Below are 22,959 nucleotides of genomic sequence, written 5' to 3'. Positions count from 1 at the left end.
GCGCTGGTCCAGGAGAGATGCGATGAGTGGAGACAGGAAAACCACAGCCGGTCGCCGCGACTTCCTGCGCAAGGTCGGCATCGGCACGGTCGGTGCCGGCGCGACGCTCGCGACACCGCTGGTCGGGTCCGCCGAGGCCGACAGTGAGACCAACGATGAGAAGCGCAAGGCGCGCTACAAGGAATCGGATCACGTCAAGGCCTTTTACCGCGTCAATCGTTATCCGGCTAAGGGAGGCTGACCGTGCTGATCAAGCGAACACACCAGCATTCCCAGCGTCACGGCTCCGTCGCGGAGTCCCTTGCAGGTCAGGCCGGCGGTCTCGACCGCCGCAGTTTCTTGCGCAAATCCGGTCTTGCCGGCGGCGCGCTCGCCGCGCTCGGGACCATGCCGGTCGGCAGCGTGCGCAAGGCGGAAGCGGCGATGGCTGGTCCGCTCACCACAGGCGCAACCGTTCGCAAGAGCATCTGCACGCATTGCTCGGTCGGGTGCACGGTCACGGCGGAGGTCTTGAATGGGGTGTGGATCGGCCAGGAGCCGAGCTGGGATTCCCCGATCAATCGCGGCTCGCACTGCGCCAAGGGCGCTTCCGTGCGCGAACTCGTGCATAGCGAGCGGCGGCTACGCTATCCGATGAAGCTGGTCGACGGGCAGTGGACCCGCGTGTCCTGGGATACCGCGATCAACGAGATCGGGGACAAGCTTCAAACTGTACGCGAGAAGTCGGGTCCCGATTCCGTCTATTGGCTTGGCTCGGCCAAGATGACCAACGAGGGCGCCTACCTGTTCCGCAAGTTAGGTGCGTTCTGGGGCACCAACAACACCGATCACCAGGCCCGCATCTGCCATTCAACGACCGTCACCGGCGTCGCCAACACCTGGGGTTACGGCGCGATGACCAACAGCTACAATGATATCCGCAATGCGAAGACACAGGTCATCTTGGGCGGCAATCCGGCCGAGGCGCATCCGGTCTCCTTGCAACATCTTCTCGAAGGCAAGGAGCTGCAAAAGGCCAACTTTGTCGTCATCGACCCGCGCCTGACGCGCACGGCCGCACATGCGACGGAATATGTTCGGATGCGGCCAGGCACTGACATCCCCGTGCTCTACGGCATGATGTGGCATATCCTCCAGAACGGCTGGGAGGAGAAGGAATTCATCCGGCAGCGCGTCTACGGTTTCGACGACCTCAAGAAGGAAGTTGAGAAGTGGCCTCCGGATGAGGTCGAGCGTGTCACCGGTATTCCCGGCGAGCAGCTCAAGCGCGTCGCCAAGATGTTCGCCACCGAGAAGCCGGCGACGCTGATCTGGGCCATGGGCCAGACCCAGAAGACCGTCGGCACCGCGAACGTACGGGCGAGTTGCATCGCGCTCTTGATGACCGGCAATGTCGGCAAGGCCGGCGCCGGCGCCAACATCTTCCGTGGCCATGACAACGTGCAGGGCGCAACCGATGTCGGGCTCGATATCGTCACGCTACCGTTCTACTACGGCCTCGCCGAGGGCGCCTGGAAGCACTGGTCGCGGGTTTGGGAAGTCGACTACGACTTCCTGAAGTCGCGTTTCGACTCCAAACAGATCATGGAAACCCCCGGTATCCCGCTGACCCGCTGGTTCGAGGCGGTGACGCTGCCGAAGGATCAGGTCGCGCAGAAGGATAACGTGAAGGCGGTGTTCGTGCAGGGACACGCCTCCAACAGCATCACGCGTATTCCTGAATCCCTCAAGGGCCTGAAGGCGCTCGAACTGCTCGTCATCGCCGATCCGCATCCGACGACCTGGGCCTCGCTCGCAGTCGAAGCGGGACGCAGGGATGGCATCTACATTCTGCCGGTTGCCACGCAATTCGAGTGCAAGGGGTCGCGAGTCGCCTCCAACCGCTCGCTGCAGTGGGGCGAGCAGATCGTGAAGCCGATCTTCGAATCGAAGGATGATCTCGAGGTCATCTACCGGATGGCGAAGAAGCTCGGCTTCGCCGACCAGATGTTCAAGAAAATCAAGGTCGAGAACAATCTTCCTGAAGCAGAGGATGTCCTGCGCGAGATGAACCGCGGCAGCTGGTCGACCGGCTATTGCGGCCAATCGCCCGAGCGCCTCAAGGCGCACATGAAGAACCAGGCGAAGTTCGACATGCTGACCATGCGGGCGCCCAAGGACGATCCCGAGGTCGGCGGCGATTATTACGGCCTGCCCTGGCCGTGCTGGGGGTCACCGGAGGTCAAGCATCCCGGTACGCCGCTGCTCTACAATACCAATCTGCACGTGATGGACGGCGGCGGCACGTTCCGGCCGCGGTTCGGCATCGAGCGCGAGGAGAAGTTGCCGGACGGCACGACGCGGAAAGTCAGCCTGCTCGCGGACGGCTCGTACTCGCTGGGATCAGGTATCCAGGACGGATATCCGGAATTCACCCTGGCGAGCCTGAAGAAGCTCGGCTGGGACACAGACCTCACCGAAGCGGAAATGGCCGTGATCAACAAGATCAATCCGGCCAATCCGGACACGGTGTCCTGGGCGCTCGATCTGTCGGGCGGCATCCAGCGCGTTGCGCTGGCACATGGCTGTGTTCCCTATGGCAACGGCAAGGCGCGCATGAATGCCTTCGGTCTGCCCGATCCGATTCCTGTTCACCGCGAGCCGATCTACACGCCGCGCGTCGACCTCGTCGCCAAATATCCGACGCTGCCCGACGCCAAGCAGTTTCGCATGCCCAATATCGGGTTCTCCGTGCAGAAGGCGGCGGTGGAGAAGGGAATCGCAAAACAGTTCCCGCTCATCCTGTCGTCAGGCCGTCTGGTCGAATATGAGGGCGGCGGTGAGGAGACCCGCACCAACCCCTGGCTGGCCGAATTGCAGCAGGACATGTTCATCGAGATCAATCCTGGCGATGCCGCCGATCGCGGCATCAAGGACGGCGGCTGGGTCTGGGTCACAGGCGCCGAGAACAATTCCAGAGCGAGGATGAAAGCGCTCGTCACCGAGCGTGTCGGAAAGGGCGTTGCCTGGATGCCCTTCCACTTCGGTGGCTGGTTTGCGGGCAAGGATCTTCGCGGCAACTACCCGAAGGGCACCGACCCGATCGTGCTCGGCGAAAGCGCCAACACGATTACCACCTACGGATACGACCCCGCGACGGGCATGCAGGAGCCCAAGGTCACACTCTGCCAGATCGCGGCGGCTTAGGGAGCAACGACGATGGCACGTATGAAATTTCTCTGCGACGCCGACCGTTGCATCGAGTGCAACGCCTGCGTGACGGCCTGCAAGAACGAGCACGAGGTGCCGTGGGGCATCAACCGGCGTCGGGTCGTTACCATCGCCGACGGCAAGCCGGGCGAACGGTCGGTCTCGATGGCCTGTATGCACTGCACGGATGCGCCTTGTGCGGCAGTGTGTCCGGTGAACTGTTTCTACACCACCGCCGACGGCGTGGTTCTGCACTCCAAGGATCTCTGCATCGGCTGCGGCTACTGCTTCTACGCCTGTCCGTTTGGCGCGCCGCAATATCCGAAGATCGGCAATTTCGGCTCGCGCGGCAAGATGGACAAATGCACCTATTGCGCCGGCGGCCCCGAGGCTGATGGCAGCAAGGAGGAATACGAGAAATACGGTGCGAACCGTCTCGCCGAAGGCAAGCTGCCGCTGTGCGCCGAGATGTGCTCGACCAAGTCGCTGCTCGCCGGCGACGGCGAGATCATCGCCCAGATCTATAAGGAGCGGGTGCTGAAGCGCGGTTACGGCTCAGGCGCGTGGGGTTGGAAGACTGCCTATCGCGAGACGATCGAGTCCTGATGCAGGCCGCGGGCGACGCGGTACAAATGCCGAGGAGGAGCTCATGTCCTCATTTGCAAGGTTCATTCGTCCAGCCATCGGCGCGTGGGCGTTGCTTCTGTTGATCATGGCAGTTCCGGCGCCGTCGGCGGCGCAGCAGGTCAATCCGACGGCGAGTTCGGTCAACGAACGCCAGTTGCTCCAGGAGATGGACCGGATCCAGGGGCGCGTCAGCATTCCCGACCAGCGCTCCAGCGTGCTGATGCAACCGGCTGGCCGCGAGTGGCGTGAATTCCGCAACGTCGCGCTGCGCTGGATCGGCGGCGTTGCCATCCTCGGCATGTTGGCCGTTCTCGTGATCTACTATTTGACGCGCGGCATGGTTCGCCTCGAAAGCGGACGATCGGGCCGTACCATCGTGCGATTCAACACATTTGAGCGTTTCGTGCACTGGATGACCGCGACCTGCTTCGTCATCCTGGCGATCTCGGGACTGAACATCACGTTCGGGCGGCCGCTGCTGCTTCCGCTGATTGGATTTGACGCTTTCTCGGAATGGTCGCTATGGGCGAAATTCGCTCACAATTATTTGAGCTTCCCCTTCACGATCGGCGTCGTGCTGATCTTTCTGATGTGGATCGGCGGCAATATCCCGAACAAGGTGGATCTGGAGTGGATCAAGCGCGGAGGCGGGCTGTTCGGACACGATCATCCGCCGGCACGTCGCTTCAACGCCGGCCAAAAGGGGATCTACTGGATCGTTGTGATCGGCGGTGGCCTCGTCGCCGCGACCGGGTATCAGCTCATGTTTCCCTTCTACCTGACGGGAATCGAGGGCATGCAGATTGCCCAGATCGTTCACTCCGTCGTGGCCGTGCTGTTTATCGCCGCGATGATCGCTCACATTTACATCGGCACGATCGGGATGGAAGGGGCCTTCGAGGCGATGGGATCGGGCGAGGTGGATATCAATTGGGCGCGCGAGCACCACAGCCTGTGGCTCGAGCAGCAGTCGGCACGGAGCGGCCCGAACGATTCTCAGCCGCAAACGCGTCGTGCTGCATCCGCAGCCGGATAGGGCTGGCGGCGCATTGCCTACAGACGCACGCCCGTCGTCGCAAAGGCTTCTGCGACGGGTTGCTGTACGCTGTCGAGCACGGCAACTCCAATCGCAGCGATTACGATCGTCGCAACACAGGCAAGGATGAAAGCCCTCATCGCGATCCTCCAACAAGCTGGCTCACCGATCATCATATAGGATGTCCGGTCACGAACAAACGACCGGCCGGGCTCCGGATCGAATCCGAGGTGCCCATTCCATTATGGCAAGGTGGCGCCGAACCAGGCGTCTTGTACGGACAAAACGTCGCTCGCTGTCGGTCCATTTCTTTGACTTCGATGATTTTATGTCGAAGTGATTGTCGACTGAGCGGGGGTAATCCTGTTTCTCAATTGCGGGCCTGGTGGACTGGCCGTCTAATCGCGAGGCGAGCAAGCTGGCGTGAGCCTCCCTGCTCAAATCCAGCCCTCGGAAGCGGGCCACCCACTTCGGACGCACAGGCGGGTGGCCCGCGGAGGCGGCGGACCGACGTGGTGGTCAGGATGTGCGCTCGCGTCAACAGCGCGATGCGCTCGCCTCCAGCCAGCCCGGATGCAGACGCGGACAATCATTTCGATCCTGCGCATCGCACTGACAACGAAAGAACGACGCAGGCTGGATTTCGCTTGATCGTACTGCGATGCGCCCTGCGCTGGAGCTCGTCAGTCGCAGGGCGGCTGCAGATTGAGCTGCCTCAGAAGAGGGGCCAATCCGTCTGAGCTGCAGTTTTTCACTTCAGTCGCTTGCTTTGGCTTTTCGACCGAAGGTGTCTGTGACCTCTTCGCATCAGCGGCACTGCGTTTTTGGATCGTGTATTTCGAAGCAGTCGGGTCGTGCCAGTGACGGGAAATGAACCTGGGCTGCGTTTGATCCGTCTTGGGCTCGACCGCCGGCGCAGCAACAGCGATCTGGGGTGTCGGTACTGCCGGCTTATCCGCCTCAACGGCGGCCTTGGGCGCGATTGCTTCGGCGCGGATCGGAAGTCGATCGCTTTTGTTGCCGCTGACCGCCGGAAAATCCGACGCCATGCCAACGTCGGTATCGGGTGCTGGCGCGCGGCTGGGGCCGAGCGGGGAAACCACGCCAACCACGCATACTGTGCAAACGGCAATAACCCTGATCATGCCGGTTGGTCCCGAGCGTTGCTCAGATCCAAGCGTCGCGTCGGAATCAGCCCAGAATAAGACGAGGGGCTCCTTGCAATGGAATGGGCCCAGCTTGCCGGCGCCGTCTCAAGCTTGCTGGCGCGGCGCTTCTGAATTCTATCGAGTGTTGCAGCCGAGCAATTTCCAAAATCACATTTTTGCCCCAATATCGACACTAGCCGGTCAGCGTTCGACCAGCGAAGACTGGCTAGGCCCGGCACACGTTTCGGCGGGGGCAGTGTGCTGGGCCGCCGATTTGGGCACATTTTGGCGGGCAAATTCGATGAAATCCATCGGTCGGCTTCGTTGGGCGGTAGATAACGACCGCAAGGACCTCGCGAACTATGAGACAGGCCAACGTTCGCATCGCGAGCGCGATTCCGAACAGGAGTCATTGGCCGAGCGCGTTCTGAAAAATCTCGCGCTGATCCGAGCGCATGAGGCCAAGACGGACTAGAGGCGCTGGCCGCCGGCCCTTGGCTGTCGATGAGGCTTTGGTCCGGTCGCTACCATACGCGCATTGAAACCGCCGCCGGATGGACATTGTCCGTCCTGGGGTTGGCGAGGCACGTCTCTCACCGGGCTGGTCCGCGCGCGACGATATCGATTGCGTGGAAAATCTTCTTTGCTGCTGTTGCGAGGCCTCTTTAGCTCTCACAAGCGTCCTGGCGAAGTGCCTACCGCCATCCTGCGATCTGCCCACCCCTTGATGTCGGCAACCGTCAGCGCCTTGAGGAACGGATTGGCGTTGACCAGCTTGTCGCGTGTGGTCCGACCCGTCGCGTCAGCGGCGGCCATAAGGGAAGCCGCATCGGCATTTTCCGCGGCGGACAATAGCGCTACGGCACCCGCCGGTCCCGCGAAATGAACGAGATAGAGAGAACCGGGTGTGATCGGCAGACCGCGCTTGTTGAGGATCGCGGCATATTCCTCGACCAGTCGCGTGGTGATCTCTCGCGCAAGCTCGGGATCTCGCCGCAGGTCCAGCACGTCCTTGTCGCTGCGCCCCTGGATCAGATCGCGCCGGTGCCTTCGAACTGCTTCGAGCCACGTGTCATCGAGAAACTGGGCAGCACCGGTAGCACTCGACCGCTTGTTCCTGGCATTCGAGTCACCATTGGACTCGGCGACGATAATGCGCTCGACCAATGCCTTTGCGGCCGTCTTGTCGATCAATTTCCGGTTCAAATGCGCGTCGCGGAACAGGATGAAACTTGCGACGAAGGCCAGGCCAATCGCCACGCCAAGTGCAGCTGTGATGGATTCCGCGGACAGCCATCCCCGAGTGGTGACAACGTACCCGCGCTCGTCTGGGCGAGGGGGGCGGATTTCGCCGGGGCGGTGTGTTTGCTCTGCCGCATGCGCGAGGCATCGCGCCTTGCCGTCGGCCGCCTCATTACAGAGGAATCGTGGGGCTAGGTCTGGCATCGCGATGGTAGGTTCAATGCCTGGAGCAGGCTGTCGAAGACACCTGACGGACAGGGTTTGACCTCCGCGACCGGCCTGGCGCGATTGAGTTTCACAGTTGCCTTGGAAATTCGCTGCTCGGGCCGAGCTCTGGGCGGCACAACCGCGGATTTTCTTCCGCGTGCGCTCCGTTGCCTGACGATCTTCGAAGGCTCTTGCGCAACAATTGAGATTTGATCCGGCGGAGGCATCACTTCGCTCGAGGAGATCGGCTGCGGTGGCGCTTCAAGCATGTGCGGGATTACGAGACGGTCCGTCGTCGTCAGCGTATCGGACGAGCCAACGGCCGCCTGAGCGGGTGGTTCGCTCACAGGCTTTGTCGTGCGCGGCGGGGTCTCGAACTCCATCGCCGCGAGGGTGCTGAGGCCAACAAGGATGAGAGCCACTCTCATCTGATTTCACGCTGTCCGAGGAGGAAGCCTCGCTCAAAGCCCGCCGGAAATGAGCTCCCGAAAATCCGAGACGATTGCAAAGATCCAATGAGGCGGCTTAGCGGCAGAAACGAACCAGCCGACACAGGTAGGGGAGAAGATCAGAGACAGGGTTAACACGGGGCGGCATGGCAAGCGTATCGCGATCCGCAAGACCAGCGTTGGCAATTGCGTAGGAATGGGCGAGATGGCCGTGGAACGGATGTGGCGTTGAGTACAAGGGCCGGCTGGCGTGCGATGTCGCTCTGCCCGGTCACCGGGTGGTCACCGCAGGCGGTGACCGTGCGATCAGAGAAGGTGGCACTGTTATCCCTCGAGATCGACGTATTGCCGAAGCTTGAAGACGATGTCGGGTAGAGCATGTCGCAGGCGTGCGGCGTTCTCGGAAGTGGTCGAGAACGGTGCGAACTTGATCATAGCGTTCCAGGGCCGATATCCGTAGACGGTGATCGAGACCCCGGATTTCGGAAAGCCATCGACTTTGCGAAGCTCCCCAAGGACGAGGTCGGCGATCGCCACGGCCGGCAATCGCGCGCGTTTTTCATCATGGTTGCCGGCGGGCGTGGGAACGATGGGCTTGTTTGGCGGCGCGGACGCGGCCAGAGGCTCTTCTTGGAGCGTTGGCGGCATCTCGGGCGCCGGAGGTGCGGTTGCGGGCGCGCTCGTCGGCGCTAACGGGGAGGCCTCAGCGAGCCGATGCGGCTCGGAAGCTGGTTGCTCCGCGCGCTTGCCGCCGAGAATGCCGCTGATCAGCGCCATAAGGCCGGCATCCTTCGCGTCATCACTCATGGCTCTCTCGCAGTTGTGCCCAGCCTAACACCTGCCGGACAGGAGGCTACTATGCCTATGGCAATCGCGGTTCCTGTGTTCGCAATCGAACATTCAGACGTGCAAAGGTCCGCTAATCTCCACCTCTGCGAGATACCTGAACTCACGAAGGGGCGTTCGAAGGTGTTGGATAGTCTGGTGATGCGCTGGCGCATGCGCAATTTCTTGTTGGTTTGTCCATCTTGCAAAAATGCCACTCCCACGAATCGCGGACGCTACATGCTCGGCGAGGAGCGATTGACGTGCGATCGCTGCGGAGCGACTGACTCCGTCACTTTCTGGCGTTTCGAAGGAATAGCTCACCGCGCGTGTGCCTCGAGCCACGGCACGGCTAAAGTTCGCGCTCACTAGCCGGACGGCTACGATTCTCACATTGATCCCAAACTGCTGCCGGCCGCCGCGTCAGGGGTGATCGCTGTGCGCGTAACTGAAAACTGAACGACAAGGAAAGTCTGCCCGCAGATCCCGGGCCCGTCGGTAACCTCGACGCGCCAGTTGAGGTCCTGCCAAAATGGTCCCTCCGGTCCTTCGTTGAGAATATTCCTGCACACTTCGATCGCTACCAATTGCGCGGCGGCGACGTCCGGAAGCTCCAGCCCGACGTCATCGAAGACGGAAATGCCACCGTGGGCGTGGAAGAAGAAGCGGGTCATCCGCACGGCTCCCCTCCAAGAGACGGTAGCGAGAGCGCGCGGTCTCAGTCCGCCAACGTCAGCGACTCGATAAATAGACCGGCTGTGGAATCCGGACGGCGGTTCTTTTGAGGGAGATCAATGCTCTTAATGGGTACGGTCCCGCCGCCCACGCTGATCGCGGACATCTGGCCGAGGCTGATCTTCACAGGCCGACCGTCAGCGTGGGTAAAAGGATGACGTCGGACTGGGCGAGGCATGCCGCGATCAAGGCGGCTTCCGAAGTACCTCGCAAATTATCGATTTTTGGGAGGCTCGCAATGGCCGCGGGCTACTGCGGGTCGTGGGGAAAGGCTGGCGGGGAACCGGCTCCGCTGAGGATCGAATTCGACCAAACCGGGTTAACGACGACCGAAGTGAGGGCAGCGGGAGTAGTAATTCTATGCTCGGTTTGGCAATTCTGTTCGCGGCCGTCGGATTGGGTTTTGCCGTAGGCTACGGCACCCGCGAAGTCGTCTCACGCAGACGATACGCCGAATATTTGGCATATGCGCCATATCTCGGGCCTCCGCGGCCAAACCTTTCACATGCCAGGGATGACAGTCGGTTGGGGCAGCAGCCAATCACGTCGCTCAGAAACATCGTCTCCATGTTGGCCGATCGCATCAGCTTCGCACTCGCTTTGGATTTTACCTTGGCGCTGCTGCTGATCCTGTTGTTGCCACGGCCGTTATGACCCTGCGGACGACCGCGGGAAAAACACAAAATTACGGCTGAGCACCAACAATGTTTCGTGGCCAGCCGCCGCCGATCGCACATGATGCGCCCTCGGCGAAGGCCGCGCATGCCTGTCACGCCAGAGGAGACAAGTAGTCCTGGTGGAGGCAAGTTGGTCTTGCCCCGCCATCAAACAGTACGGTGATGCCGGTGGTACGAAGACTGACTTCGACGACCGTGCCGGTCTTGTTAGCCAGATCGGGGCACTGAAGGGCACCGAGCTGGCTTATCTTGACGCGAGTGCCAACCACAAAGGTCGTTTGAGCAACCATGCTATAAATCCGAATTGATAAATATTCATGGTTCGATAACGCGACAAAAATACATCCCGTCCGGGATTCTTGCAACCTGCGGTAAATGCGGACGTGTTCCGATGTAGTCCTCGCAACGGCGGCTGGATGCTGGCATCTTGTTGGTGACTTTCTAAATCCGCACAAAAATGACGACAAGAATGGGCGGTAGGATGGTGAGGGAACTAAAAAGGCGGCCCGCAAAGGCCGCCGCCGAGTGTCGCAGTGGTGTGTGTTTCAGAAGGAGTGTGGTTGCTCTTCGTCGTCGCGGTGATCGGCCGGCGCTTGTTGCTCCTGGATGAGTTCCTGGATCTTGAGGCAGTAGTGCGACCAGATGCTGTCGGATAGATCCTTGAGGAGCTCGTGGACAGCGAGCGCCTGCTCCGGGGTCCATTCGGGATTGATGAGGAAGCTGATCCCGAAGTTGAGGCCGGATGGTTGATGGTGGTTTCTGGTCATGCAACGTGCTCCTTCTCGTTGGTACTGGCGGGCCGGCTTCGATGCTGTGTGCTCTGGGCCTCGGCGCGTTCCAGAGCTTCCTTGAGGCGGTAGGATTCGCCGTCGATGGAGATCACCTCGGATCGGTGCACGAGGCGGTCGACGAGGCTGACGACGCATGCGGCATTTGGGAAGACCTCCGTCCATGCGGCGAAGGGCTTGTTGGTGGTCACGATTGTGGAGCGGGCCTGATAGCGCCGGCTGACGAGTTCGAACAGCAGGTCTGCGTGACGGTTCGAGTAGGATAGATATCCCACCTCGTCGATCGCCAGAACGTCGGCGGCGGCGTAGTGATGGAGCCTTCGGCGCAAAGCGGTATCGCTGTCGAGGGCGGCAAGCTCGCCGAGCATTTCGCTGGCCGATCGGAACAAGACCGAGTGACCGGCGATGAGCGCCTGGTAGGCGATATTCTGCGCGAGGGTCGATTTGCCGACGCCGTTTGGTCCGACGAAGACGATGTTGGTTGCGTCGTTCATGAAGGACAGCGACATCAATTGCTCCACTGCGGCGCGGTCGAGGCGCCTGGGCCAGAGCCAGTCGTAATCGGCCATCGGTTTGAAGTGACCGATCCTGGCGTCGCGCAGGCGTCGCTGCAGCGAGCGCCGGGCACGTTCCTCCTCCTCCCATTGCAGCATGGGGGCCAGCCATGGGGCGCCGGCGATTTCGTCCCAGTGTTCGACCAGGCCGTTGAGGCGCAGCGCCTTGGCGCGGTTCAGCAGGGCATCATCAGTGCTCATCGTCGTTATCTCCAGAAGGGGTCAGTTGGTCGTAGCTGTCGAGGCGGTGCGGCCGGACCGTTGTATCCTTGCGCCGCACATGTTCGGGCAGGCTGGTTTCGACGGGCGGCGGTTCACCACGCTCAAGGCGCCGACGTTCGAGTGCGGCGCGGACCGTCGCCGCATGGACGGAGCCCGCACGCAAAGCGTCCTCGACGGCGGCCTGCAATTCCGTTGCGCCGTAGCGATCGAGCAGCCGCAGCAGCGCGGTCGTGAGCGCACCGATGTTGGCGCCACGTTCGGCGGCCCTGATCATCAGGGTCTGACAGACCGGCACGGTTCGGGTGAGGCTGTTGAGGCCGCGATGCTGGCGCGCCTCACGCTTGATCTCGGCGAGATCCTTCAGGTGTCGTCGGTCTTCGATCTCTTGGCCACGATCATAGCTGCGACGGTGACTGGCGATCATTTGCGCGCCGTCGAAGATCCGGACCTGGCTGAGATCGGCCCGCACGCTCAGCATGCGCCGAACATGGGTATGGGGAACCGTGTAGTCGTTCAGGTCGAACCGCACATAGGGCGTTTTGCCGACCTTCACGGCGACCTGCTCCTCAACGGGATACGGGTTGGCGGGCAGCGGCAGAAGCAGTGGTTGCTCCTTTGCGAACGCCTGGCGTACTGTCATCTCGCGATCCTCCGGACATGGTCGGTCCGCCGCTTCGGATCGGCACCATTGTTCGGCCTGGGCATTCAGCTCGTCGAGATCGGTGAACTTGCGGGCGATGAAGAATGCCTCCCGGATATGCCGTATAGCGCGCTCGACACGGCCTTTTTCGTTGCCCCGGGCAACCGCGACAGGACGCGGCTCGAACCGATAATGGCCGGCGAAGGCAAGCAGCGTGGGATGGAATCGGATCGCATCGCCCTGGCGCTCGAGCACCGCGCTCTTAAGATTGTCGTAGAGCAGGACCCGGGGCAGCCCACACCATGTGTTGAACGCGCCGATGTGGCCGCGCAGGAAGTTTTCCATGCGCGCATCGAGGAAGAAGCGCAGGTAGATGTCGCGCGAGTACGACAGCACCATGACGAACGCCATCAGCGGACGGCGGGCGCGACCGATCTCGATGTGACCGAAGTGCCCCCAATCCACCTGCCCTTGTTCAGACGGCAACGTGCGCAGCCGCAGGAACGCCTCGGCTGGCTTGCGTGGACGGTGCAGAGCGATCAGGTGCCGGAAGTAGCTGGGCGACCCGCGGTAGCCGCGCTCACGCATCATCGCATACAGGCGGCTGGCCGTGAGTGCGGGGAACTGCTCCAGCGTCTTCAGGACGATCGGCAGATAGGGCTCGATCTTCGTGGGGCGCAATATCGGCCTATTCCTGGGCAGTCCGGCCTGGGTCAGGACGCGATGCACGGTCGTGTGATGAACGTGCAACTGCTTCGCAATGGTGCCGCAGCGCCATTTCTCGACGTGATACAGACGCAGGATCTGCGCTTCCAATTCAGGGGTAACGGTCATCGGTCGGGTCTCGGCCTCCATAGGGGTGAGCATGACGAGGCCCCCGGCGACGCACGAAGCCGGTACGAAGGAACAGCGACAACCGACAGCCGCAGAACCGACAGCTCGGCATGGGCATGATCGATGTCGTCGCTCGCTCGCCGACGTCAGTAGGTGCAACAACGACATCGTCCGCAGGCCGGCGCAGTAGTGAACCGACAGGCCATGCGGGTGGAGAGTGATGCGTCACGTTATTGTGCCGCGCCCGGTATCGTCGGGCGCGGGTCGCATGCGCCAGGCGTCCGCGGCGGCTGCGCTGATAACGCCGTCCCGCCTCGCGCAGGCTCTCGCGGCGGGCAGCACGGGCGCAGTCATGGCCGCAATAGCGTTGTCCCCGGTCGCAGTTGCGGCAGATCGTTACCTGCGAACGGCAGCGGCCGCACAGAAAGAAGCGGCCCGTGAGCATCCGCGGCGGTCCTTTCGGAGCGCCGCCGGAGGTTGGTGGAAAAGGTCGACGGAATGCGCTGACAGTGCGATAGTGCAGGCCGCGCACCGTCCGTGGGGCGTGACATCGAGCCCCACTTGCCAGTTGAGATCGGTGTTACGCCGGCTTTGTTTCTGCGGCGCTGATTACCCGCAGATCTACCATAAGGCAGGCGCAAAGCGGGGTACGTCGAAAGGAGCCTCAGGGCGCCCGGAGACGTGCCCCGCGTCTTTTATTCCTCAACTCAGACGCTGGTCGTCGCCGCAAAGGCGTCCGCCCGCTTCGGCGCGATTGGTGAGCGCGCGTGCGGACGCCTTCGCTCTACCGCCGTCGACCTCGTCGTCATTCTTGCGCGGTTTTCGACAGTCAACGACAGCATCTCCAACCGGAGGTGCCACGTTACTTCTTTAGGAGTAGTCCCATCGCGCATACCGTGCGGCAGTTGCCGTGGCCGGCGATCAGAGCTCGCGCTCCATCGCTGGATTACCCGAGTCGGGAATACGCGGCAATTTCGCATGGTCTTGACCGTGTTCCGGTCACTTGAGTTCCCCTCGGTAAACAGACTGGAGCCGACCGCAGGCCTCACTTTGCCGCCAACCGCTGGGGCCATTCTTTGTTATCGGCACAAGCGGCCTCGGTTCGAAAGCGCTGATCTAATTCCATGTTGAAATAAGCCCCGGTACGACAACAGATCGGGAACTCAAATGTCTGCCCGGCTGGAAAAGGCGACCGGGGTCCGTCAACGCAAATCAAATCGGGAAAAGTCGGCAAATTTCAAATCGGTTCCTCAGTACAAAATTGGACATAACAAAATACCGCACCGATCTAGGCTCGCTCCGCTTGGCCCACAATACCGTCAAGCAAACTCTGACGGCCCCGGCATTGTAGGTGGTGCCGGGGCCGTTTTTCGGCAGTGTCCTAATTTCTGAGGTCGGACGATGAAAAAGGACCGGGTCATATATCGCTGCGAAAACCTGGCAGTCGAGATTGCCAATCATAGGCTGCATATCGGAAAGGTCGTGACCAAGTCGCTCAGGATCCTTGAAGAATCCGCCGGTCAGGACACGTTCCTGGGTCGCCAGAATTACAAGCCTATCCCACTCCCGCACCAGGAAGAGTAGGACCGGATTAGCCGGCGGCTGTCATCAGAAGGCGCAGGGCCGAAATTAGCTCATGATCCATACGGCAGCAGCCCAGAAGATGCGTGCGAGAAAGTAGACCCAAACGCCCGTCGTCGTCAGCAAGGTGGTCAATAGCAAAAATCCGAACACACGATCCTGCGGGTTCTCTTGGGCCTTATCAGCGGATGCGTGCACCGTATTATCGAATGTTGGCAACTGCGCGGTTTCTGGCATCATTCAACGCTCTAACAAACGAGGTTAGCCCCCGATTTGGAAACGGAGCGAAGCTGCGGCGCCAATTGCCGCCTCGTCCTAACTCCATCTGTGCGTTCCAGAAGCAAGGCCGCTGTCACGATCAGCAGCCTTCCCGGGCTTCAAAGAAATTATGAAATGAAAAAGCTCAGCCCCCGGATTTCCTAGTTTTCCCTGGAGGCCTGGTTCCGGCGAGCACATAGGTGAATCGAGAGGCTTTAATTCGTTCGTGACGGCGTCAAGAACTCCCGCTCCCGACACCATTTTAGGCCGTACCCGAGGTGGCCTCGATCATCGCGCCTGTCTCGCTTGTCGTAACTCACACCACAATCAAACGACACGGCCTTTCGGCTGCGCTGCCAGGGCCGGCGCGGCGGGCGGCTTGATCGGCGTCAACTCGCCGGAAGCCGAGATGATGGCGGTTTCCTGACGGCGGCACTTCGGACAGACGAACTTCACCTCATGCGGTCGGCTCGACCAGCTTGCGTGCTTGAGACTGGCCGACATCGGCCAGGCCTCGCATTGAGGACACGAGATCAGAAAGCGACCAGGGTCGAGCATACCCATTCCAAAGCTCCAAGAGCCTGCCCGTAAGCTGAAATGTCCAGCATCTGTAAATAGTTCCGGGGGCGGGCAGGGCGGCAACGCAGGCCTGCCACGTTCTTGATGCGCGTCACATCTTGACTGCGCCCGCAGCGAACCGACGACAGCGGGTTTGGCCGAAGCGTCGCTGCTCAGCTCCGCTTCTCTTTCGACCTCAGCCTCATCTCGAGTTGCCGGCGAATGGTCTTGGCGAGAGGCCGCAACGCCGCGACGGCGAAGCCGCAGAGAAGCATGAGCCACGTCGCCAGGGCCGCGCACCACAATAGGTCTTCCAGAATCTTGGGCATGACCTGCCCCCAAATGACTGCCTGAAATGAGAACAGTGTCCCTCAACCTTGGAGCGGCCACAAGGCGTCGTAAAAGTAGCAACGGAGCGACGGACGTGCCGGACGCCCGAAATCACGATCGCAGTCGCGGAGCCTGAGAATTCCCAGATCAGTGATTGTGAAACCGCGGATCGATTCGAGGATCGATTCTTGGGGCAACCGGTTGAATGGGCATGCGCATCCGGCTGATGAGATGGGCAGGTTCGCTGACCCTTGTTGGTGTACTTGTCTCTGCTTGCGTGAATTCCGACCAAGCGAGGCCGGCGGCCCGATCGGGCGCGTCATCGGGTGCGCCATGGGCCCGCGACCTCAACGAGCCGCCCCCAAATCGAGAGCCCGCCAATGGAGCGGCGGTCGCAGGAATAAAGGCTGATCTGAATGCTGCGCGAGAGAAAGCCTCGCGCTGAGGGGAGCCTTCGGCCAACGCCCCCTTTGCCACAATGCGGCAGAAACTACCCGATCATCCTTTCAAGGGCGACGAGAGCGGTAAAGACGACCACGACGACTCCAACGAAGGTGATGCCGAGGAAGACATTGTGCATGCTGTCGCGTTTCCCTATTCGCTGCCGGCGCCAACAAGCCGCCTGAGCTATTCAAGCGTCTTTCAGCTTCCAACCGCGAGGTGATCCTCGCACTCAGTCTTCAAGGTCAGTGGACTTTGATTTCCTTCAAGGGGAGCCGTAGCTCGGCGGCGCGTTCTTCGCGATCCTTCTTGCGAAATTCGATCTCTCGTCGCTCGAATTCAGTGAGTTCCCTTCGAGCCGCTTCCAAAATGCGATCACGTGGCGCCGTTCCTGGTTGTGTGCGTTGGCTCATCACTTACCCCAGTGTTGTCCCAGCGTTGTGGAAGGGGCAGATCGCCGCAAGATTGCGGATTTATGACGGCAGCGTGAGGAATATCGGCCAGGCGATCCTCACGATCGCGCCAGGAATTGCGCCAGGACAAGCTGGTGACGCGTGCGGCCAGGCCCGATGTTGGTGATTTGCCCGACGTGTCAATCGCGGGCGTCGCTGAGGCAATCCTTGCCGGCGATGCCCCGGCTACTTTGCATGGGGTTGTTTTCGAGACTTTTGTTCGGCCGTGTCCCGTGCCGGCCCGCGGCTGTTTTTCGACGCAGATGATCTGATCGGTGTGCGCCGGGCGGAAGCTTCACTGCCTGCGGTACCCCCGGGGCTGCGGCACGCCCGGCGGCTGTCCGGTCTGCTGCTGCCTGAACCGGGCGCGCGGATTCAGATCGCAATAGGTGTTCCAGCGCCCCGAGGCGGACGCCAGGCACTGCGCCCTCGTTTCATACGAGCAGTCGCCGGACCAGCCGAGCTCCTCGCCAAAGACGCACCAGGGGTAGTCGTAGGAGGCGGGAAGGGCGGAGCCTGCGTGAGCGGCCGTTGCCGCGGCCAGCAGCGCCAAGATGGCTAGCGTCGTGCGCATGATCATATCTCCTGTCGTAGGGCCTTCGGCGGCGGGCAAGACCTCGAATCGTTGCACGCGCCGCTTCAACGCGATCAAGCGTGTTGAGGATTAGGCCGAAAGGCCCGTCGGTCCACCCAGGCGCATTTTTTCTCGCCATTTGTGAACTGCTTCACATCCGCAATGCCGATCGCCTGCTACAGATCGCGCATTGCTTTACCTATCCATTATTTAAAAAACACACCCCCGGCAGTCACATGCCGGGGGTGTTTTTGCATGGGCTGACCTTCAGGCGAGGGGGTTTTGTTCAGTGCCGGCGGAACGAGCGCACGGGACTGAGGGTTTGCTTCAGCGCCGCGATGAAGCCGGCGGTCGGACGTGCCGGCGATTTGGCTTCAATTGCTTCAGCTGCGACGCGGCAATCCGCGGCGACCTTCAACAGGCCGATCCGCGCGAGGTCGAGGGTGGAGAGCTCCGCCTGCTCCAGACACACACGCTCCAAACGGCGGAATTCCCGCAGCTCCCTGTTCATGCGCTGTCTCCCGGTGGTTGGGGACAAGCCAACCGCGATTCTCCTTAATGAGTAGTAAATCAGTCGGGGCTGGCCTCAGGCTGGTCACCGCGCCTGTGCTATAATCCCGCTCATGACCTGATCCCCGACGACCGGCGCCGGTGGTTCCACCGTTCGGCCGGCGAATCGACCAGGGAAATTCGAAGCAGGTGGCAAAGCGAGCACGGTGACGATCGTAACGGGAGGGAGCCTGACCATGACCACGTTCGACAAGCGCGAGCAGGGCTTTGAGGCCAAATTCGTTCACGACGAGGAGCTCATGTTCAGGGCCACGGCCCGATCCAACAAGCTGCTCGGCATGTGGGCCGCCGAGCAGCTCGGGCTGAGCGGCGATGCCGCAACCCGCTACTCGACGGAGCTCGTGACCGCCAATCTCGATAACAGGACGGTCGATGATGTCCTGGGAAAGGTCTCCGGCGACCTCGCCGGCAAGGGAATCACGCCCGAGCAGGTTGCCCAGAAGCTCCAGGAATTCCTGCATCAGGCCGTGCAGCAGCTGAAGGGCCCCGAATAGGGCGCGTCCCGATCGTGCAGATGTCTTTCGAAGGTCACAGCTCCATGTGGACGATCTCGATCGGCTCGCCGCCGAGTCCGTGGGAGAAGTAGCCCCGCTTGATGCTCCTGAAGCCGTGCTTGCGGTAGAAGCCTTCGGCGTTGATGGTCGCCTCGAGCCTGATCGGCCCCTCGTGGCCGACCTTCGCCTCGGCTATCCCGATCTCCAGCAGTCTCCGCCCAAGTCCCGTGCCCGCCGCTTCGGGCAGGATGAACAAGCGGGTGACTTCGCCTGGCTCCGCATCGACAAAGCCGATCACCTTGCTATCGCGCAGGCCCACGGTCATTCGTCCCCTGGCGATGAGCTCTTCGTAGAACGCCACCGTGCGGTCGCCCATCCAGTTCGTGAGCTGGTCGCGGGAATAGGATTCTCCGGAAAGGCCGCTGATCGACGCCTTGGTGAGATTGAAAACAGTTTCCGCATCTTCGCGGCGGGCGGCCCTGAATGAGAAATCGGTGTCCGTCACGCGGATGGATCCGGCGTCATTCGTGGTTGCGCGCGGCCGTGTCGCTCAGGCGATCGACGAAGGCAATCCCGATCGCCGACGCCACGAAGGTGATGTGGATCAGGACCTGCCACATCACGCCCTGCTCGGTAAAGCTGGCGCGGCCGGAGCCGAGATTGCCGGCCTCGATGAAGGTGCGCAGCAGCGCGATCGAGGAGATGCCGATGATGGCCATCGCGAGCTTGATCTTCAGCACGCTCGCATTGACGTGGCCGAGCCACTCCGGCTCGTCCGGATGGCCCTGGAGGTCGAGCCGCGAGACGAAGGTCTCGTAGCCGCCGACGATCACCATCACCAGGAGGTTCGAGATCATGACCACGTCGATCAGCGCCAGCACGCTCATCATGATCTGCTGCTCGGTCAGGTCGAGCGCGTGCCAGGACAGATGCCAGAGCTCCTTGACGAACAGCGCGATGTAGACGCATTGCGCGACGATCAGCCCGAGATAGAGCGGCAGCTGCAGCCAGCGCGAGCCGAAGATGACCATCGGCAGCGCGCGCAGGCGTGGCGAGGCCGGAAGGCGGGGCTGGCTCGTCGTTTCAGGCTCGCTCGACATTTTCAGGCAATTCCCCGCTTCAGTTGCACGGAGGCCAGATGTAGCTCGACATGATGGCCTGCGGAAGACGCGACGTTGGGATCATGCGCGGCCTGCGGCATGATGCTATCCTGACCTCCGGGCGGCGCTGATTTTCAGCTGAGATCATTGGAGACATCGTGCGGACGATTGCGGCTGTTGCGACCATCGTGCTCTGCGGAGCCGTGATCACCGAAGCGGCCGCGCTGCCGCTGACGCCATTTCGCTACGCGGACCAGGCGCAGCGCTATTGTCCGACGGACAAGGTGGTGTGGCTGGATTTCAGGAAGGGGCGCTACTACGCCAAGGGCCAGAAGCTCTACGGGCAGGGGTTCGATGGCAGCTTCGTCTGCCTCAACGAAGCCAAGAGCAGCGGTTATCGCCGCTCGGTGCTGGGCTTGCGCTGAGCGCGCGCAGACCGGGTGGGTCGCTGGCTATTTGCTCTCGCTCGGCAGCTTGACCGGCACGTGCGGGGAACTGCTGACGACACGCGGACTTCCGTCCGGATAAGTGCGGCTCGTCCGGATCAGCGTTTCCAGAACCAGGAAGAATTTCTCGGCAAGCATGTCTCGTCACCCTCGTTGGTGATGGCCTCATCAAAGTTGAGTCGAGGCGCGAGGGACGGAAATTCAATCAACTAAAAGGGAAGCAGACAGTCCGGAAATACTGGACGTGCCGACTGGCAGCGTATTGCGCCGCAACATCGCGGCAGATGATTAAGGGGAAAGGTTGGCGCGCCTCAGGCGAACGCCAGGCCTCAGGCACAGTCAGGCAAACGCCAAGGCCATCAGACTCGAGCAGAGCAGAACCAAGCCGCCCGCCGTCAACGCCAGAAAGCCGTCCGACACCAGATCATGATTGCGCATAGGACACCTGCCGCTCTCTTGCTCGATGCTCGACCGGATTGATTAAAAGTTTCCGAACGCGCTCAAATTGAAAGAGGTGATGCTTCCGCGCGAGGCACTATGCCCTCGTGCGGTATCCTTCGAACGCATGGGCCAGAAAAATCCCCGCGCTTACCAGACCCATCAGTGCTGAAACCGTCTCAATCATCGCAAACTTCCGTTGCGCCCCTCGCACACGCGACAAAACGCGTACCGCCTTGCACAGTCAAAAGGATTCCAATGTGCGCAGTTGCAATCGGGAAGCAGTGAGGATTTGGCGCAACAGTTTGTCCAGGACTGGGACGGGAATAGGGCGCTTCCGCGCCGATGCTCCGTAGATCAACGGAGAGAACGCCAACCTCTGGTTTACCATCTCGGCGCGAGAGTCGCGCGCTCCCCATTTCCGCCGTGATCGCGTTGCGTTATCGTCACCACTTCCGAACCGGTGGTGGGCCGCTTCGGGCAAAGACCGGCAGAAGGCCTCCTTGTGGGCACGCGTCCGGCGAGATGGTATTGGGGCGAATGGGGATCCGACGGTCAGATTCGATGGTGCGGGCCGCGCGTGGTGTTGCGGCTGCCGCGACCTGCCTCGCGCTTGCCAACTGTGCCTCATCGGGCAAATTCGCCAGCCACGTCGATCCGAAATACGGCGTGTCCTCCAGCCCGCGCGTGGTGGCCTGGGGCGATCCCGTGCCCAAGGGCGGCGGCACCTACCGCGTCGGCAAGCCCTATGTGGTGGCCGGCAAGACGTATGTGCCGGAGGAGGACGCCAACTACCGCGCCGAGGGCCTGGCTTCCTGGTACGGCGACGACTTCCACGGCCGCCTGACCGCCAATGGCGAAATCTTCGACATGGGCTCGCTCACCGCGGCGCACCCGACCTTGCCGATGCCGTGCTATGCGCGGGTGACCAACCTTTCCAACGGCAAATCGCTTATCGTCCGGGTCAACGACCGTGGGCCATATCACGGCAACCGCCTCATCGACGTCTCGAACAAGGCGGCTGAACTACTTGAATTCAAAGGCAATGGTGTCGCCAAGGTGCGCGTCGAATATGTCGGCCGGGCGCCCCTTGAGGGGTCCGACGACCGCCAGCTGATGGCCACCTTGCGCACCGGCATTCCGGCGCCGACCCCCTCGATGGTCCGCGTCGCCTCGGCTAGGCCATTCGTTCCGGAGCTGTCGGCTTCCAGCCATGGCGCGATCCGAGGCGAGGTTCCGCTTCCGGAAGGGCGGCCATACAGCCTCGGCAATACTTCGGCCGACGTCGCTTCGATCAACGCGACCTCGGAAATGTCGGCTTCGAGCCGCAATCGCGGCCGGGCGCTCCAGAATGCGCGCGCGGTGTCCTATGACCAGGACGGCCGCGATACGTCGGACACGGCGCCATCGGCCGCCTATGTCTCCGACGACGGCGCGTCAGAGGCGCGCAATATCCTGAGCGGCCGCGGGCTCTACTGAGTCGCACTTTCCTTCAGGAACGTCACCAGGGCCGTATTGACCTCGTCGGGCCGCTCCTGCTGCACCCAGTGGCCGGCGCCCTCGATGATCAGCTTGCGCCTCAGATTAGGCAGCACGCGCTCGAGCTCATTGACGCGCTTGGCGCCGATCAGCCCGGTGATCACCGCATCCTTGGAGCCCGCGATGAACAGCGAAGGCTGATGGATCTGCGCGTCCTGCCAGGGCGCCGTCAGCTCCCAATTGCGATCGATGTTGCGGTACCAGTTGAGGCCGCCGCGGAAGCCGGACTTGCGATAGGTCTCGGTGAAATAGGCGAGGTCTGCCTCGGTCAGCCAGCTCGGCAGCGGCTCCGAGCCGCTCGCGTGGCCGAGAAAGCCCTTGTCGTCTTGAACGAACATCGCCGCCGTCGGATCGGAAAGCCCGCGCCCACCCAGCACGATGCGCATGGTGTGGGCGACATCGCGCTCGAGCTCCGCCTCCGCGACGCCGGGCGTCTGAAAGTACTGCCAGTAGAAATTGGTGATGCCGTTCTCACGCAACAGGTCGAGCGGCTTGCCGCGGCCGCGGAACGGCGGCGGAACGCTCAAGCCCGCCACCGCCGTGAATATGTCCGGCCGGAACAGCGCCGCGTGCCAAGCCACCGGCGCGCCCCAGTCGTGGCCGATGACCATGGCCTTGGTCTCGCCAAGCGCCTGCACCAGGGCAACGACGTCACCGACCGTGTCGAAGATGGAGTAGGCGGTGACATTCGATGGTGCCGTGGTCCGGCCATAGCCCCGCATGTCCGGAGCGACGACGCGAAAGCCGGCCGCCGCCACCGCCGGGATCTGGTGACGCCAGGAGTAGGAGAGTTCCGGCCAACCATGGCAGAGGATCACGAGCGGCCCCTGGCCCTGCTCACGGACGAAAAGATCGATCCCGTTGGCTGAGATCACGCGGGAGGAGGACATCGCTTTTCCGCCTTGTTTCAGAGGTTTGGTCGGAAATCGTGAGGCGCCACGATAGGGACCCCGGCCCACCTGTGCAATCTTCGGGTGATGATCCGGTTCCCCGTGTTGTTTGCGC

Annotated in this window: 27 protein-coding genes; 9 read left to right on the top strand and 18 right to left on the bottom strand. The window is 61.8% G+C overall.

The genetic code is table 11. The features are described from left to right. Positions 1–22: 22 nt before the first annotated feature. From NLN62_RS40995 to NLN62_RS40980, 4 genes are read left to right on the top strand one after another with little or no spacing between them, the layout of a single operon-like run. Positions 23–241: a twin-arginine translocation signal domain-containing protein gene (locus NLN62_RS40995; RefSeq protein WP_027523309.1), complete on the top strand. Its 219-nt coding sequence runs from the start codon at positions 23–25 to the stop codon at positions 239–241. A 2-nt stretch (positions 242–243) separates the two neighbouring features. Continuing rightward, on the top strand, positions 244–3,186 hold the full coding sequence (locus NLN62_RS40990; protein ID WP_254112419.1) for a formate dehydrogenase subunit alpha: 2,943 nt from the start codon (positions 244–246) through the stop codon (positions 3,184–3,186). Between the two features lie 12 nt (positions 3,187–3,198). Beyond that, the gene (fdh3B, locus tag NLN62_RS40985; RefSeq protein ID WP_027523307.1) at positions 3,199–3,795 is read left to right on the top strand and encodes a formate dehydrogenase FDH3 subunit beta; all 597 of its coding nucleotides are present in this window, start codon (positions 3,199–3,201) and stop codon (positions 3,793–3,795) included. 43 nt (positions 3,796–3,838) lie between these two features. Continuing rightward, positions 3,839–4,852, top strand: a complete 1,014-nt coding sequence (locus NLN62_RS40980; RefSeq protein WP_254112418.1) for a formate dehydrogenase subunit gamma — start codon at positions 3,839–3,841, stop codon at positions 4,850–4,852. A gap of 17 nt (positions 4,853–4,869) precedes the next feature. On the opposite strand, the gene NLN62_RS53095 is transcribed toward NLN62_RS40980, so the two are convergent. Both NLN62_RS53095 and NLN62_RS40975 read right to left on the bottom strand, forming a co-directional pair. Then, positions 4,870–4,992, bottom strand: coding sequence for a hypothetical protein (locus NLN62_RS53095; protein WP_256375277.1), 123 nt, complete (start codon positions 4,990–4,992; stop codon positions 4,870–4,872). Positions 4,993–5,535: 543 nt separating this feature from the next. After that, on the bottom strand, positions 5,536–5,997 hold the full coding sequence (locus NLN62_RS40975; protein WP_156944325.1) for a hypothetical protein: 462 nt from the start codon (positions 5,995–5,997) through the stop codon (positions 5,536–5,538). 304 nt (positions 5,998–6,301) lie between these two features. Between NLN62_RS40975 and NLN62_RS40970 the strand changes: the two genes are divergently transcribed. Then, entirely contained in the window at positions 6,302–6,475 is a 174-nt protein-coding gene (locus NLN62_RS40970) for a hypothetical protein (RefSeq protein ID WP_254112417.1), read from the top strand. Positions 6,476–6,672: 197 nt separating this feature from the next. Here NLN62_RS40970 and NLN62_RS40965 read toward each other — a convergent pair whose 3' ends face one another. The 3 genes from NLN62_RS40965 to NLN62_RS40955 form a co-directional block, all read right to left on the bottom strand. Beyond that, on the bottom strand, positions 6,673–7,260 hold the full coding sequence (locus NLN62_RS40965; protein WP_051389764.1) for a hypothetical protein: 588 nt from the start codon (positions 7,258–7,260) through the stop codon (positions 6,673–6,675). Between the two features lie 962 nt (positions 7,261–8,222). Beyond that, a complete protein-coding gene (locus NLN62_RS40960; RefSeq protein ID WP_254112416.1) occupies positions 8,223–8,705 on the bottom strand; it encodes a hypothetical protein in 483 nt (160 codons plus the stop codon). Between the two features lie 407 nt (positions 8,706–9,112). Then, complete coding sequence (locus NLN62_RS40955; RefSeq protein ID WP_051389763.1) at positions 9,113–9,397, bottom strand: hypothetical protein; 285 nt, start codon at positions 9,395–9,397, stop codon at positions 9,113–9,115. A 421-nt stretch (positions 9,398–9,818) separates the two neighbouring features. Here NLN62_RS40955 and NLN62_RS40950 point away from each other — a divergent pair, with 421 nt between their 5' ends. Further along, complete coding sequence (locus tag NLN62_RS40950; RefSeq protein WP_254112415.1) at positions 9,819–10,112, top strand: hypothetical protein; 294 nt, start codon at positions 9,819–9,821, stop codon at positions 10,110–10,112. A 115-nt stretch (positions 10,113–10,227) separates the two neighbouring features. Here the strand turns inward: NLN62_RS40950 and NLN62_RS40945 are convergent, their stop codons facing one another. The 9 genes from NLN62_RS40945 to NLN62_RS40905 form a co-directional block, all read right to left on the bottom strand. Next, positions 10,228–10,425, bottom strand: coding sequence for a hypothetical protein (locus NLN62_RS40945; RefSeq protein ID WP_254112414.1), 198 nt, complete (start codon positions 10,423–10,425; stop codon positions 10,228–10,230). Positions 10,426–10,680: 255 nt separating this feature from the next. Then, positions 10,681–10,902 (bottom strand): hypothetical protein, encoded by a 222-nt coding sequence (locus NLN62_RS40940; protein ID WP_254108354.1) that lies wholly within the window; start codon positions 10,900–10,902, stop codon positions 10,681–10,683. Continuing rightward, entirely contained in the window at positions 10,899–11,678 is a 780-nt protein-coding gene (gene istB / locus NLN62_RS40935) for an IS21-like element helper ATPase IstB (RefSeq protein WP_254108353.1), read from the bottom strand. Before istB ends, NLN62_RS40940 begins: the two co-directional genes overlap by 4 nt. Beyond that, on the bottom strand, positions 11,668–13,206 hold the full coding sequence (istA, locus tag NLN62_RS40930; RefSeq protein ID WP_254108352.1) for an IS21 family transposase: 1,539 nt from the start codon (positions 13,204–13,206) through the stop codon (positions 11,668–11,670). Before istA ends, istB begins: the two co-directional genes overlap by 11 nt. Positions 13,207–14,802: 1,596 nt before the next feature. Then, the gene (locus NLN62_RS40925) at positions 14,803–14,994 is read right to left on the bottom strand and encodes a hypothetical protein (RefSeq protein WP_027523300.1); all 192 of its coding nucleotides are present in this window, start codon (positions 14,992–14,994) and stop codon (positions 14,803–14,805) included. A 345-nt stretch (positions 14,995–15,339) separates the two neighbouring features. After that, a complete protein-coding gene (locus NLN62_RS40920) occupies positions 15,340–15,576 on the bottom strand; it encodes a hypothetical protein (RefSeq protein ID WP_254112413.1) in 237 nt (78 codons plus the stop codon). 1,010 nt (positions 15,577–16,586) lie between these two features. After that, positions 16,587–16,754 (bottom strand): hypothetical protein, encoded by a 168-nt coding sequence (locus tag NLN62_RS40915; RefSeq protein WP_198031764.1) that lies wholly within the window; start codon positions 16,752–16,754, stop codon positions 16,587–16,589. Positions 16,755–17,088: 334 nt separating this feature from the next. Further along, complete coding sequence (locus tag NLN62_RS40910; RefSeq protein WP_035662539.1) at positions 17,089–17,367, bottom strand: DUF3551 domain-containing protein; 279 nt, start codon at positions 17,365–17,367, stop codon at positions 17,089–17,091. A gap of 286 nt (positions 17,368–17,653) precedes the next feature. Beyond that, positions 17,654–17,878: a hypothetical protein gene (locus NLN62_RS40905; protein ID WP_027523296.1), complete on the bottom strand. Its 225-nt coding sequence runs from the start codon at positions 17,876–17,878 to the stop codon at positions 17,654–17,656. A 235-nt stretch (positions 17,879–18,113) separates the two neighbouring features. Between NLN62_RS40905 and NLN62_RS40900 the strand changes: the two genes are divergently transcribed. After that, on the top strand, positions 18,114–18,431 hold the full coding sequence (locus NLN62_RS40900; protein ID WP_254112412.1) for a DUF1476 domain-containing protein: 318 nt from the start codon (positions 18,114–18,116) through the stop codon (positions 18,429–18,431). Positions 18,432–18,465: 34 nt separating this feature from the next. Here NLN62_RS40900 and NLN62_RS40895 read toward each other — a convergent pair whose 3' ends face one another. Beyond that, entirely contained in the window at positions 18,466–18,936 is a 471-nt protein-coding gene (locus NLN62_RS40895) for a GNAT family N-acetyltransferase (protein ID WP_027523294.1), read from the bottom strand. Positions 18,937–18,952: 16 nt separating this feature from the next. Beyond that, positions 18,953–19,531 (bottom strand): TIGR00645 family protein, encoded by a 579-nt coding sequence (locus NLN62_RS40890; RefSeq protein ID WP_027523293.1) that lies wholly within the window; start codon positions 19,529–19,531, stop codon positions 18,953–18,955. 158 nt (positions 19,532–19,689) lie between these two features. Here NLN62_RS40890 and NLN62_RS40885 point away from each other — a divergent pair, with 158 nt between their 5' ends. After that, positions 19,690–19,956, top strand: a complete 267-nt coding sequence (locus tag NLN62_RS40885) for a hypothetical protein (RefSeq protein ID WP_245288023.1) — start codon at positions 19,690–19,692, stop codon at positions 19,954–19,956. Positions 19,957–19,983: 27 nt separating this feature from the next. Here the strand turns inward: NLN62_RS40885 and NLN62_RS53090 are convergent, their stop codons facing one another. Then, positions 19,984–20,115, bottom strand: coding sequence for a hypothetical protein (locus NLN62_RS53090; RefSeq protein ID WP_256375276.1), 132 nt, complete (start codon positions 20,113–20,115; stop codon positions 19,984–19,986). An 864-nt stretch (positions 20,116–20,979) separates the two neighbouring features. Here NLN62_RS53090 and NLN62_RS40880 point away from each other — a divergent pair. Further along, positions 20,980–21,894 carry a septal ring lytic transglycosylase RlpA family protein gene (locus NLN62_RS40880; RefSeq protein WP_035662487.1) on the top strand — a complete coding sequence of 305 codons (915 nt, stop codon included), beginning with the start codon at positions 20,980–20,982 and terminating at the stop codon, positions 21,892–21,894. Here NLN62_RS40880 and NLN62_RS40875 read toward each other — a convergent pair. Beyond that, positions 21,888–22,844 carry an alpha/beta fold hydrolase gene (locus NLN62_RS40875; RefSeq protein ID WP_027523290.1) on the bottom strand — a complete coding sequence of 319 codons (957 nt, stop codon included), beginning with the start codon at positions 22,842–22,844 and terminating at the stop codon, positions 21,888–21,890. The genes NLN62_RS40880 and NLN62_RS40875 overlap by 7 nt on opposite strands. Between the last annotated feature and the right edge of the window lie 115 nt (positions 22,845–22,959).

The organism is Bradyrhizobium sp. CCGUVB23 (assembly GCF_024199885.1).
Taxonomy (GTDB): Bacteria; Pseudomonadota; Alphaproteobacteria; order Rhizobiales; family Xanthobacteraceae; genus Bradyrhizobium.
This window is presented reverse-complemented; position numbering and strand designations above follow the sequence as displayed.

Bases quoted from the DNA above. Each gene is read 5' to 3' on its own strand.
- NLN62_RS53095 (WP_256375277.1), bottom strand. From the start codon at position 4,992: ATGAGGGCTTTCATCCTTGCCTGTGTTGCGACGATCGTAATCGCTGCG.
- NLN62_RS53090 (WP_256375276.1), bottom strand. From the start codon at position 20,115: ATGCTTGCCGAGAAATTCTTCCTGGTTCTGGAAACGCTGATCCGGACG.
- NLN62_RS40920 (WP_254112413.1), bottom strand. From the start codon at position 15,576: ATGGGTATGCTCGACCCTGGTCGCTTTCTGATCTCGTGTCCTCAATGC.
- fdh3B (WP_027523307.1), top strand. From the start codon at position 3,199: ATGGCACGTATGAAATTTCTCTGCGACGCCGACCGTTGCATCGAGTGC.
- NLN62_RS40960 (WP_254112416.1), bottom strand. From the start codon at position 8,705: ATGAGTGATGACGCGAAGGATGCCGGCCTTATGGCGCTGATCAGCGGC.
- NLN62_RS40915 (WP_198031764.1), bottom strand. From the start codon at position 16,754: ATGAGCCAACGCACACAACCAGGAACGGCGCCACGTGATCGCATTTTG.
- NLN62_RS40955 (WP_051389763.1), bottom strand. From the start codon at position 9,397: ATGACCCGCTTCTTCTTCCACGCCCACGGTGGCATTTCCGTCTTCGAT.
- NLN62_RS40945 (WP_254112414.1), bottom strand. From the start codon at position 10,425: ATGGTTGCTCAAACGACCTTTGTGGTTGGCACTCGCGTCAAGATAAGC.
- NLN62_RS40875 (WP_027523290.1), bottom strand. From the start codon at position 22,844: ATGTCCTCCTCCCGCGTGATCTCAGCCAACGGGATCGATCTTTTCGTC.
- istB (WP_254108353.1), bottom strand. From the start codon at position 11,678: ATGAGCACTGATGATGCCCTGCTGAACCGCGCCAAGGCGCTGCGCCTC.
- NLN62_RS40900 (WP_254112412.1), top strand. From the start codon at position 18,114: ATGACCACGTTCGACAAGCGCGAGCAGGGCTTTGAGGCCAAATTCGTT.
- NLN62_RS40950 (WP_254112415.1), top strand. From the start codon at position 9,819: ATGCTCGGTTTGGCAATTCTGTTCGCGGCCGTCGGATTGGGTTTTGCC.
- NLN62_RS40970 (WP_254112417.1), top strand. From the start codon at position 6,302: ATGAAATCCATCGGTCGGCTTCGTTGGGCGGTAGATAACGACCGCAAG.
- NLN62_RS40905 (WP_027523296.1), bottom strand. From the start codon at position 17,878: ATGAACAGGGAGCTGCGGGAATTCCGCCGTTTGGAGCGTGTGTGTCTG.
- NLN62_RS40980 (WP_254112418.1), top strand. From the start codon at position 3,839: ATGTCCTCATTTGCAAGGTTCATTCGTCCAGCCATCGGCGCGTGGGCG.
- NLN62_RS40975 (WP_156944325.1), bottom strand. From the start codon at position 5,997: ATGATCAGGGTTATTGCCGTTTGCACAGTATGCGTGGTTGGCGTGGTT.
- NLN62_RS40910 (WP_035662539.1), bottom strand. From the start codon at position 17,367: ATGCGCACGACGCTAGCCATCTTGGCGCTGCTGGCCGCGGCAACGGCC.
- NLN62_RS40940 (WP_254108354.1), bottom strand. From the start codon at position 10,902: ATGACCAGAAACCACCATCAACCATCCGGCCTCAACTTCGGGATCAGC.
- NLN62_RS40890 (WP_027523293.1), bottom strand. From the start codon at position 19,531: ATGTCGAGCGAGCCTGAAACGACGAGCCAGCCCCGCCTTCCGGCCTCG.
- istA (WP_254108352.1), bottom strand. From the start codon at position 13,206: ATGCTCACCCCTATGGAGGCCGAGACCCGACCGATGACCGTTACCCCT.
- NLN62_RS40925 (WP_027523300.1), bottom strand. From the start codon at position 14,994: ATGATGCCAGAAACCGCGCAGTTGCCAACATTCGATAATACGGTGCAC.
- NLN62_RS40995 (WP_027523309.1), top strand. From the start codon at position 23: ATGAGTGGAGACAGGAAAACCACAGCCGGTCGCCGCGACTTCCTGCGC.
- NLN62_RS40880 (WP_035662487.1), top strand. From the start codon at position 20,980: ATGGTGCGGGCCGCGCGTGGTGTTGCGGCTGCCGCGACCTGCCTCGCG.